At 66.7% G+C, this 9,565-nt stretch carries 13 protein-coding genes; 2 read left to right on the top strand and 11 right to left on the bottom strand.

What is annotated here, in order from left to right:
- The 6 genes from ACFPZ3_RS37225 to ACFPZ3_RS37200 all read right to left on the bottom strand — a co-directional run.
- The coding region (locus ACFPZ3_RS37225) for a DUF4192 family protein (RefSeq protein ID WP_379519015.1) at positions 1-305 on the bottom strand (305 nt) is incomplete at its 3' end.
- 163 nt (positions 306-468) lie between these two features.
- Positions 469-777, bottom strand: coding sequence for a DUF8033 domain-containing protein (locus ACFPZ3_RS37220; RefSeq protein ID WP_379519014.1), 309 nt, complete (start codon positions 775-777; stop codon positions 469-471).
- A gap of 3 nt (positions 778-780) precedes the next feature.
- Entirely contained in the window at positions 781-1,206 is a 426-nt protein-coding gene (locus ACFPZ3_RS37215; protein ID WP_379519013.1) for a hypothetical protein, read from the bottom strand.
- Positions 1,193-1,531, bottom strand: coding sequence for a hypothetical protein (locus tag ACFPZ3_RS37210; RefSeq protein ID WP_379519012.1), 339 nt, complete (start codon positions 1,529-1,531; stop codon positions 1,193-1,195). The genes ACFPZ3_RS37215 and ACFPZ3_RS37210 overlap by 14 nt, the downstream gene beginning before the upstream one ends.
- Positions 1,532-1,878: 347 nt before the next feature.
- Positions 1,879-2,697 carry a hypothetical protein gene (locus tag ACFPZ3_RS37205; RefSeq protein ID WP_379519011.1) on the bottom strand — a complete coding sequence of 273 codons (819 nt, stop codon included), beginning with the start codon at positions 2,695-2,697 and terminating at the stop codon, positions 1,879-1,881.
- 462 nt (positions 2,698-3,159) lie between these two features.
- The gene (locus ACFPZ3_RS37200; protein ID WP_379519010.1) at positions 3,160-3,921 is read right to left on the bottom strand and encodes an alpha/beta hydrolase; all 762 of its coding nucleotides are present in this window, start codon (positions 3,919-3,921) and stop codon (positions 3,160-3,162) included.
- A gap of 70 nt (positions 3,922-3,991) precedes the next feature.
- Here ACFPZ3_RS37200 and ACFPZ3_RS37195 point away from each other — a divergent pair, with 70 nt between their 5' ends.
- On the top strand, positions 3,992-4,552 hold the full coding sequence (locus tag ACFPZ3_RS37195; protein WP_379519009.1) for a PadR family transcriptional regulator: 561 nt from the start codon (positions 3,992-3,994) through the stop codon (positions 4,550-4,552).
- Positions 4,553-4,676: 124 nt separating this feature from the next.
- Positions 4,677-5,462, top strand: coding sequence for a glycerophosphodiester phosphodiesterase family protein (locus ACFPZ3_RS37190; protein WP_379519008.1), 786 nt, complete (start codon positions 4,677-4,679; stop codon positions 5,460-5,462).
- A 187-nt stretch (positions 5,463-5,649) separates the two neighbouring features.
- Here the strand turns inward: ACFPZ3_RS37190 and ACFPZ3_RS37185 are convergent, their stop codons facing one another.
- The 5 genes from ACFPZ3_RS37185 to ACFPZ3_RS37165 are packed head-to-tail and all read right to left on the bottom strand — an operon-like array spanning position 5,650 to position 9,558.
- A complete protein-coding gene (locus tag ACFPZ3_RS37185; protein WP_379519007.1) occupies positions 5,650-8,088 on the bottom strand; it encodes a tetratricopeptide repeat protein in 2,439 nt (812 codons plus the stop codon).
- 14 nt (positions 8,089-8,102) lie between these two features.
- Positions 8,103-8,525: a pilus assembly protein TadG-related protein gene (locus ACFPZ3_RS37180; RefSeq protein ID WP_379519006.1), complete on the bottom strand. Its 423-nt coding sequence runs from the start codon at positions 8,523-8,525 to the stop codon at positions 8,103-8,105.
- Positions 8,526-8,528: 3 nt separating this feature from the next.
- Positions 8,529-8,948 (bottom strand): TadE/TadG family type IV pilus assembly protein, encoded by a 420-nt coding sequence (locus ACFPZ3_RS37175; RefSeq protein ID WP_379519005.1) that lies wholly within the window; start codon positions 8,946-8,948, stop codon positions 8,529-8,531.
- A complete protein-coding gene (locus ACFPZ3_RS37170) occupies positions 8,945-9,334 on the bottom strand; it encodes a TadE/TadG family type IV pilus assembly protein (RefSeq protein WP_379519004.1) in 390 nt (129 codons plus the stop codon). Before ACFPZ3_RS37170 ends, ACFPZ3_RS37175 begins: the two co-directional genes overlap by 4 nt.
- Positions 9,335-9,345: 11 nt before the next feature.
- Positions 9,346-9,558, bottom strand: coding sequence for a hypothetical protein (locus ACFPZ3_RS37165; RefSeq protein WP_379519003.1), 213 nt, complete (start codon positions 9,556-9,558; stop codon positions 9,346-9,348).
- Positions 9,559-9,565 lie beyond the last annotated feature (7 nt).

Genomic DNA, 9,565 nt, shown 5'->3' with positions numbered 1-9,565 from the left:
AGCAGAACGCCGGTCGGCTCGATCGCCTCGCGCAGGCCAACCAGGACCGGGGTGACCAGGTCGGCGGGACCGTAGCCGATCACCGCCACTTCGCTGGCCCCGTCGTGCGCCAGGAGGTCGAGACAGTGGGCGATGACGTCGATGGCCTCGCCCTGACTGCTGGGCAGGTCATGGCGGACGCTGGTGATGAGGGCTTGATCGCGGAAGGTAAGGACGACGAGGCTCATCGTCGGGTGATAGCCGAACAGGTAGGGCACGATGGCGATGTAGTCCACGGGCTGGGACAGGCGCACAGTTTCGGTCACGGTCAGATACCTCCAAGGGGCGTCGCGGGCGGAACGAAACGCGCCATGAGCCCCAGGACAGGGGTGCATGGCGCGTGAGGGAAGAAGCGGTGAGACGGTCAGACGCGAATGCAGGCGCAGCCCGCATGAGTTCGGTGAGCGACACAGCACCGGCCGTGGACGATCACGACGGCACCTGCTCATCCGGTAGCCAGGTGCGGCACAGCCGCTGGTGGCGGGTGGTGATGAGGGAGTAGCAGCAGTCGGGGATGATCACCCGGTTGTCGTCGCGTACCCAGGCGATGGGGGTGGCGTATGAGAGCACCACGTACACGATGCTCGGCATGTCGGCGCGGTAGCGCTGCGCCCATTCGGCGGGAAGGCGGCCGGTCTGTTCAGGGGCACGGCACAACGCTGACAGTCCACCGCTGGTGCGGAACGCCGCGCGCTGTGCCAGGTGCAGCCCGGGGAAGCGGCTGGAGCTGCGCGGCACGGGCTACCCCGTTCCGCAACCGGGCGAAACATGCTCCCCACCGCAGTAGCCGCAGATCTCCTCCAGCGCGTACACCGACAGTTCCTCGGCGAACCCGTCACGCCACGCGAGCTGGGCGCGGCTGTAGTCGTCGAAATACTCGGCGTCGGTGTCTCCCGGACGCAGCGTCAGGAACGACAGGACGGTTCTCGCGGTGATGATCAGCGTGTCCGTGGAGAGCGTGGTGCCGATCGGCGAGCTGATGTCAGCGGCGGAGAAGATCGTCCGGTTGTGGCGCGACAACCGATACAGCCATCGGATCCGCCCGTCCTGCGTGCGGCCGTGCGGCCAGACTTCGAGGAGATGATCCTCATCGATCGGCCAGCCGGGCGTCAGCCGGGACGTGATGCGCCACCTTCGGGGCAGGGCGACGCCGTCAAGGACCGTCATAAGGGTGTCCTCCTCGCGGCCGGCGCTTCGGCTCCGGATCGGGTGCGGTGGGTGGCGCGGGCGGGCCGTTTGTGCCTTGCGCCCAGGTGCTGGCCTGCGGGAGCTCGTCCCGCAGCGCGTCATGCAGGCACTTGTGGAACAGCACGCCGGGAAAGCGTGCTCGGATTTCGCCGAGATCGGGGACCGTGCCGGACCAGTCGCCCGGCCGGTCCGGGCCCGGCGCGAGGAACAGATGCCGGAACGAGCACCCTGACGCGTGGGCCACAGGTGCGAGCTGCGGGCACAGCACGATGACGTGCAATTTCTCGGCAGGGGGAATCGCCATGAATGCACCTCCTCAAAAGACAGGAAAATCGTCCGGACAGACCTGCCGTACCGCCGGACACAGGTAAAGAGATGGGAGACGACGCGCTAGCTCACCGATGCGACCGCTTTTCAATGCGCATCCGGTTGAATACGGTGAACGTAGCTGCTCAATCTCCGTGGATCACATGACGCGCGTCGAGATGTGATCCGGGAAGCGTCGGCGCTGGTGCGCTCCGACGAATTTCTCTCTCACTTAAATACGGCGAGTGAGCCGGTCCGAGCGTCCGCTACTCTGCGAATTCTTTCGGCGCTTCAGCGTAATAGAAAAGGGCCCCGGAAGTTCCGGGGCCCGTGTAATCTGGCAGCTCAGTCGCTGGTGTCTGACTCGTTTTCGGTGTGCACCATGGTGGCTCGCACTTCGTCAAGGCATTCGGTAAGTTCCTTGAACTCTGCGCGTGCCGCATCACGGACGCGGATCACGGCCCGTCGAGACCCGTAGGCACCGCCTTCTTGCTCCTGGGCCACCTGGGCAAGGATTCCCGCGCGGCCCAGATCATCCGCCTGCTCCGCCGCTGAGATGATTTTCCGCAGGACGGGGAACTCCTGCCCGTCCCCGAATGCCTGGCGGAAGATTTCCGAGCTGTGCTGAGCGGCGGAGAACGCCACCGCGGCGCGGGCCACGTTCTCGGCGTGCGGGAGCCCGCGCATGAGCTGAGCACCCGGAGTCGCGTCGATTTCGGCCGGAGGGACGTCCACGCGGTAGCCGTTGCGCGCCGCGGCATCCCGGACGGCCCAGCGCTGGAGCGTGGCGCGCGTGATGGTCATCTCTCCCCCGTCCCGCCGCGTGTAGATCCACGCCTGCGTCTCGCGGGTCGAACCGCCCTCAGGCGCGGTCCGGCACTTGCCGAGGATGTCACGCAGTCGCTGAGCGAACAGGAGAACGGCGTCCTGGTTGACGTCGTCCGATACGTCGTCGGTGCCGTACGGGGCGTGGCCGGCCTTGACGATGGTTGCGCTCCCGTCCATGCGCTTACGGGAGCGGGTGGCATCCACCGTACGGCAGTAGCCGCGCGCCAGCTTACGGATGTCCTGCCAGTCCTCCGGCGTGACGCGCGCCATGTCCTCCGGCGTCAGACTGTTGCCGGGAATACTCGCGGGAACACTTCCGGAAGCGCTTTTCGCCATGACCGTTCTCCGATCGCATCGCGCCCGATGACTATCGGGCGCACCTCCCCTTTGCTACTTTTAATTAAATCTCAATATAGAGATCGGATCAATCGTCTTACCAGATTATTTAGCTGCATTTTCGTGGAGCAAAATGCCCGAATTATAATGGCGCACACAAAGGCCAGTAGGAATAGGGCACGGGAAATAGGTGAGGCTATTTGTTTATTGGCGCACGCGGATAGGTTGACTCAGTCGGCGTTGACTGACGCCTTTATGGAGCGTTATAGCTCAAGCAGTCGGGGTACCCTGCGGGCCGCGAGAATGGCCCGCCACCTGGGGAAGCTGTCGCTTCCGCTCCTCCCAGTTAATCGGGAGGGGTGTTCGGGCAGCTATCTGGCGACCTGTATGGAGGGCTACCAGCAAGGAGTGATCACCTGCCCTTGTGGTCGCTTGACGCAGCCGGGCGTAGTCCGGGGCGGCTCAGTCTTTGTGCCGGTCCGTGAACGCCACGATGCGGTCGAGCACGTCTTTGCCGTGGGGGCTGGTGAACAGGGCGGAGGCGTGCAGGCTCTCCCCCGGGATGACCATGGTCTCGTTGCTGACGGCGTTCGTGGCGGCGTCGTGGGCCCTGGCCAGGTCGTCGGCACCGCCGTAGTCGTCGTTCGCCGAACCGATCTGCAGGAGCGGGGCGGTCAGCCGGGCAGCGGCCTGCGTGTTGATCGTGCCGGAGACGGCCACCACGCCGGCCACCTTGGCGCCGAGCCGCAGCGCGGCGGGGACCGCGGTAGTGGCGCCGATGGAGCCGCCGACCAGGAAGAGGCGCTCGACGCCGTTCTCCTTGGCCAGGCGGCGGGCCATGGCGACCGCGACGTCCTCGGGCAGCGCGCTGGAGCTCCTGGCGTACAGCAGGACGCGGTAGCCGGCGGCGACGAGGCGGTCGGACAGGGGGCGCCACGTGCACACGGTGCCCCGGCGCTCGTAGGTGATCACCACGCCCACCGGGCCGTCGCCGGTGATCACGCCGGGGAGGCCGCCGGAGTGCTCGAAGATCTTGCCGTCTGCCTCGGTGAAGCAGCCGGAGACGTTGGGCCCGGTCGGGATCGGTGCAGGGCTCGCCACCGGACTTCCCGCGGGGCTGGCTGCCGGGCTCGGGCCGGAAACGGCGGTTCCGGTGCTGACCGCGCCCCCGCAGGCCGTCAGCACTCCCACCATGAAGCCCATCAGACCCGTCAGCCCGCGCATGACTCTTCCCTCTCACCCCGACTATGTCAGAACTGACATAGTCGTGAGAGCACCATATCCTTGCCGCACCATGACCTCAACGCTCGGATTCGCGATCCTCGCCGTGCTCGCTCGTGGCGACCGCACGGGATACGACCTCGCCACGGCGATGCGGCGGCCGATCGGCTACTTCTGGACGGCCGGTCACAGCCAGATCCACGCCGAGCTGCAGAAACTGCGCTCCGCCGACCTGGTGGGCTTCGAGTCGGAACACGGGCCGGGGCCGCAGGGCAGGAAGGTCTACCACCTGACGGACGCGGGCATGCGGGCCCTGCGGGACTGGGTCACCGAGCCGCCCCGCGAGCGGCCGGAGCGCGACGAGCTGGTGCTGAAGACGTACGCGTCGTGGCTGGCCGAACCGGACCTGATCCGGGAGATGTTCGCCGACCAGCTCGCCGCACACGAGGCCCGGCTGGCCGAGTACGAACATCACGAGGCGTCCTTCGACGAGCCACCGGCCTTCGGCGACCCCCGCTTCGGCAACTACGCCACCTTGCGGTGCGGCCTGAGCTACGAACGACATCGCGCCGACTGGTGCCGATGGATGCTGGCCCAGCTCGGACGGTCAGGAGAGCGGCCGATTGGACGGTGACACGCCCGCCCGGGTCGTGCGCGCGCCTACGAACCATCGGGATCGGGGTAACCGGTTGATCAAGCGGGCGGTGGCGAATAGCCTGCCCGTTCTGATCACCTCACCCCAACGGACGGAGACGTACATGAGGGCAAAGGCCGTGCTCGCGGCGACAGTTCTGGCCACCGTCTCTCTGCCGCCCCAGGCATACGCGCAATCGGCCCGCTTACCGGCCTGCCCGCTGCTCTTCGGGCACGGCGGCTACCCCACCGGCGCGAACCCATGGGACAGGGACCAGATACGCCAGCCCAACAACCCGGCCGCGCTGAACGACCAGAAGACGTGGGGCGCCGGCGGGGTGGAAGGCGACGTCCAGCTCACCCAGCAGGGCACCAAGGCCGTCATGTGGCACAACACCTCCACCAACGGGCTGACCGGCGTCAAGAAGAACATCACCGACATCTGGTGGACGGCAGGCAGCGACAATCTGCGTGACCGGAGCATCGCGCGCGGCCCGTACACGGGAGAGCAGGTCAATACGCTGAGGCAGTGGCTCGACCAGGTACGCTCCCGCGGCCTGGTCGCCCTCCTGGAGATCAAGCCGGAGACCAGAGCCATCCTCTCCGACCCCGCGTACACGGCAGCCGCCTGGAAGGAGATCTCCGACCCGATCAAGGAACGCCAGGCGTCGCAGCGCATCCTGGTCTACTCCACCGACTCCTGGGTCCAGGGCGAGCTGGCCAGGCGCCACCCCACCCTCCTCAAGGGCTCCGAGGCCCGCTGGACCGACAGCGTGGCCTGGCAGGAGCCGCCGGCCGCGTGGAGCGGCAACGTGGGCCGTTGGCAGGAGGTGTTGAATCAGGCGCCGAAGAGCGTGATGACGAACTACACGAAGGAGTATCGGGCCTGGCTCAAGGGCAAGTGCGCCTGACTCGCCTCCGCCGGCGGTCGTGCCGGTCAGCGGCAGACGTCGCGCTCGGGAGCGCGCATCATCCCTCGGACGGCATCTCTTGCCGTTTCCAGTTCGGGATCTCCCAGGCGGCTACAGCTCCTGGGGCAGGGGACAGCTCCGGCGGCCCTCTTGACCAGACTGATTGGATGCCCATGGGATGCGCCGACTACGTGCGGAACATCTCTCCCAGCCGCTTTTCCGTCAGGTAGTCCCCCGATACTCCCAGGCCATGTTGGTGCTGGCGAAGCAGTTCGGCCGTGCGGGAGGCATCGTCTCGTCTGCCGAGCTGCAGCTGCAGGCGGATGATCCGGAAGTAGGTCTCCTCGGTGTCAGGATCAAGCCTTCTCGCCCGCTCCAGCGCGGCCAGCGCCCGTTCCGCGTCTTCCTCGGCGAGAAGTTCCGCCAGTTGGGCCAGGACGTCGGCCTGAGACCGGGTCAGCGGATAGCGCTGGTCCTCGACCCATTCCGCCGTAAGGCCCTGGGCCAGTTCGCCCGTGCACAGCTCTGCGGCTTTGGCCAGCGCGGCGGAGCGGTCTGCCGGGCCCGAGGCGATTTTGGCTTCTTCGAGCGCGGCCTCGTACTCCCAGAGGTCGACGCTGATCAGTCGCGGGTCAAGGCGATAGATCGCCGAATCCTTGGTGGTTGAGGCGCTGATGAAGGGTGCCTTCTTCGGGTCCGTGCTCTTGTAGCCGGTGGCTGTGACAAGCGCGCTTCGGAGATGGCGGAGGGCATTGTGAATGTCCTTGCCGTCATCGTCTGGCCAGAGCGCGGCGCTCAGTTGATCTCGAGTCACACCGCTGAAGTGCAGGGCCAAATAGGTGAGCGTGTTCAGTTGCAGCCAGCTCAAGGACAGCGGTTGTGCCCGGGCGCAGACGTGGACCATGGGGTGGCCCAGGACGGTCAGGCGGACGAGGGAAGGGCCTGACCAGCTGGATTTGCCGTCCTCACGCAGACGTTCCGCAGGGGCGTCTTCCGGCTGCGCTGAGGCGAGTTGCAGTACGTGAGCTGCGGCTTCATCCGCCGTGATGTTGAACAACAGCGCGTCTGCGAAGCGGTCGGAACATCGTCCCTCGGCCGTCTCCACGGAATGCGTATCGGAGACCAGCAGGGTGGCACCATCTGGCCAGGAGCCCAGGAATAGGGCGCCAACTCCTGCGCTCTGCCCGGACGTAAGGGGTGCCGTTACGTGCTCGTGCACCTCGTCGTCGAGCTCGGTGACGAGCAGCACCACAGGCAGTGACTCGCCCGGATCCGTCTTCCGCAGTTCGTCCACTCCGGAGGAGTCCCGTTCGAGCACCATCCGCCTGCGCAGAAAGAACGTCTCCTCGAAGTGCCGCAGTGCGCTCTCATGTGACTCGACGAGCACCAGTCCGGACAGCGTCGCGGCGACATGGTTCAGATCGGGCATGGTCAGGCCGAAGAGCTTCTCGGCCAGGCCCGTGCACATGATGATCTCGGTGCGGTAATTGTTCGACTGCCGGAGCAGGTCAACGGCCAGGTAACGCAGAACGTCGAGGGATCCGGGGCCGGTGAACCCCATGCCTGGGCCTTCGAGGTTCACGTACACGGGGTGACCGTCGGGGGTTTCGCCGAGTTGGGCCTGCTTCGGGACGTCGATGGAGTGGGAGCGTCGTATCAACTCGCCGTCGGTGGGCATCGGTTGTTCCTGCTGGGCGACGGTCTGGCGATGGAGACGATGGAGTTCGCGTATCTCGGGCGGAGGTTCAGGCTCAGGGGTGATCGTCACCGCTTCATGAGATTCAGGTGGTTGGCGACGGCGGCGGCGATGAAGCCGGCCGGCGATGAACGCGGTGCTGATCCCGGCGACGTACGCCGCCGCGACCAGGGAGCCGGACGAAAGCTGAACGCTGTCCGCGCGGTGTTCAGGTGCGGCGTGTGCGCTCGTCGGCTGTGCGCGTGATTCGGGTGAGGGACTCGGCGTGGGATCGGCCTCGGTCGCGGCCGGTGGGTCGGCAGCCAAGTTCGTAGAGGAGGGCTCGGAGCGCTTGTGGGGAAGGTGGAGATTCCAGCCGGGCTGGATCACGCCCGGGTTGGTGAACGTGTGTCCGCCTGGCTGTTTGGAATGGGCATTGAGCTTCCAGATTTTCGGCCATCGGCGTGGGCTGCCGAGTTCCTCATCGGCGATCTTCCACAGGGAGTCCCCCTGCTGCACCTCATAGACCTGTGAGTCATCATCAGCGACCTGACCCAGGGGGTGCAGGGGTGCCATGGAGACCACGGGTGGAGGTGTAGCGGCGTTGCCCACGCCTGGGGCCAGGACGGCCAGCGTCGCCGATGCAACCAGGTACGAGGCCAGGCGGTGCATGCCCGACAGCCCGCGGAATCGAGGCGAGAAGTGCCGGCCCCGTGCCTTGGCGACGATCTCAAGGAGCACCGAGAAGCTGAAATGGCCCCAGGCGAGCCAGAGGAGCAGTTTCAAGGCGGCGACGAAGAGCGTGCCGTTGTCCGGTTCGGCCAGAATGTTCGCGATCTGCTCCAGGGTGGGGAGCTGATCCGGAAATGGGGAGCCGCCGAGCGTGTAGAGCAGGACAGGCAGGCCCAGCATCACCGCGAGCAGGACCACGTACGCGACCAGCGCGCGCAAGAGACGGAGCATCATCAGCGATTCGGCCCTTCTATCCCGCCGATCAGGTCGGCATCGGCGTTGGCGGTCATCGACACCGAGGGCAGGCCCACCAGGTGAAGCAGCCAGGTCGGCTTGGTCACGGTGACGCTGACCCGGACGGAGGCGGGGCCGGAGATGGTGACCTTGCCTTGGTGACCGCTGCCGGACAGGTGCGCTTGGGCGGCGCGTACGGCAGCGCCGCGGTCGACGACGAGGTCGTCGCCTCGGTAGGCGGCCGCACGATCGATCAGTCCAGCGCCGGCTCGGGCGGCTTCCTCAGCGACGCCGACCGCTTCCCACCCAGCCCGGAGCTTGTTCCCGACGTCGACGACGAGCCCGATGAAGAGCAGCAGCACGGTGATGAGGACAAGGGCGTACGGGGTGATCGAGCCTCGCTCAAGATCCCGTTCCGGCATGCGTCACCTTCCCCTTGAGCGATAAGGGTCCAGCGGGCTGGTCGAGGTGGCCTGCCGCTCGACGCTGCCTGGGAGCCCGGGAAAGGTGACATCCGCCAGAGGTACGGTGCAGGACACCGTCGCCGATACATCGCCTGGCTCGCCGACTGGGCGGCTGAAGCCCTTGGTGCTGATCTTGACCTTGATCGACGTACAACTCACCGCTTGAGCGTCTACGGACGCGCGAGCGCTGGCCTCCGCGCTGGCCTTGGCCGCGGTGGCGGTGCGGGCGATGGAGGCCTGGCGGGCGGCGTCCCGGGCGGCGGCCTCGACGGCGGCGCCGGCGATGGTGATCCGGCCGGCGGCGACGCCGAACAGCAGGAGCAGCATGATGGCGGCGATGGCGAGGATGGCCTCCACGGTGACGCTGCCTCGCTCGCTCATGTCGCCTGCTCTGGCGTGGTGAAGCGTTCGACGGCTCCGGCGGCCTGCTCGACGATCTCGATGGAGGGCAGGAACGGCACGAGGGACAGGGACTGGCCGCGGACGGTGATCCGGACCGTGGCGGCGTCGCCAGTGCTGGTCGTGCTGATCGAGGTGAGCAGACCGCTGGCGGTCTGCTCGGCGTAGCGCTTGGCCAGAGCTGCGCCAGAGGTGTGGTCGGCGTCGTGAGCGCGTGCGGCCCGGACGCCGCGTTGGGCGGCGGCGAGCGCGACCGACTGCGCGAAGAACAGCAGGCAGACCTGCATGCAGGCGAGGACGGCCAGCAGCAGCACAGGCAGGGCGATCACTGCCTCGGCGGTGACGCTGCCTCGTTCACGACTTCGCACGGAACGCCTGCCTACAGGTTGATGGACTTCGCCTTGTCGATGATCTTCGCGGTGACGATGCCCATGACCGTGACCGCCACCAGCACCAGCGCGGCGATAATGATCATCGCTTCTGCTGACATGGCACCCTTCTCAGGGTCTTTGCGGATCCGTTCCAGGCGGTCCAGGAACAGCGCGGTGACGGCCTTGTAGTAGGCAGCTTCCGGTGGCAGGAGCTTGGACATGATTGCT

Source organism: Nonomuraea insulae, from assembly GCF_042656245.1.
Note: the sequence above shows the minus strand (reverse complement) of the source record. Positions and strands in the feature narration are given on the sequence as shown.

Excerpts from the sequence above, each read along its gene's own strand:
- ACFPZ3_RS37215 (WP_379519013.1), bottom strand. The coding sequence starts at position 1,206 with ATGACGGTCCTTGACGGCGTCGCCCTGCCCCGAAGGTGGCGCATCACG.
- ACFPZ3_RS37210 (WP_379519012.1), bottom strand. The coding sequence starts at position 1,531 with ATGGCGATTCCCCCTGCCGAGAAATTGCACGTCATCGTGCTGTGCCCG.
- ACFPZ3_RS37205 (WP_379519011.1), bottom strand. The coding sequence starts at position 2,697 with ATGGCGAAAAGCGCTTCCGGAAGTGTTCCCGCGAGTATTCCCGGCAAC.
- ACFPZ3_RS37200 (WP_379519010.1), bottom strand. The coding sequence starts at position 3,921 with ATGCGCGGGCTGACGGGTCTGATGGGCTTCATGGTGGGAGTGCTGACG.
- ACFPZ3_RS37195 (WP_379519009.1), top strand. The coding sequence starts at position 3,992 with ATGACCTCAACGCTCGGATTCGCGATCCTCGCCGTGCTCGCTCGTGGC.
- ACFPZ3_RS37190 (WP_379519008.1), top strand. The coding sequence starts at position 4,677 with ATGAGGGCAAAGGCCGTGCTCGCGGCGACAGTTCTGGCCACCGTCTCT.
- ACFPZ3_RS37180 (WP_379519006.1), bottom strand. The coding sequence starts at position 8,525 with ATGCCGGAACGGGATCTTGAGCGAGGCTCGATCACCCCGTACGCCCTT.
- ACFPZ3_RS37175 (WP_379519005.1), bottom strand. The coding sequence starts at position 8,948 with ATGAGCGAGCGAGGCAGCGTCACCGTGGAGGCCATCCTCGCCATCGCC.
- ACFPZ3_RS37165 (WP_379519003.1), bottom strand. The coding sequence starts at position 9,558 with ATGTCCAAGCTCCTGCCACCGGAAGCTGCCTACTACAAGGCCGTCACC.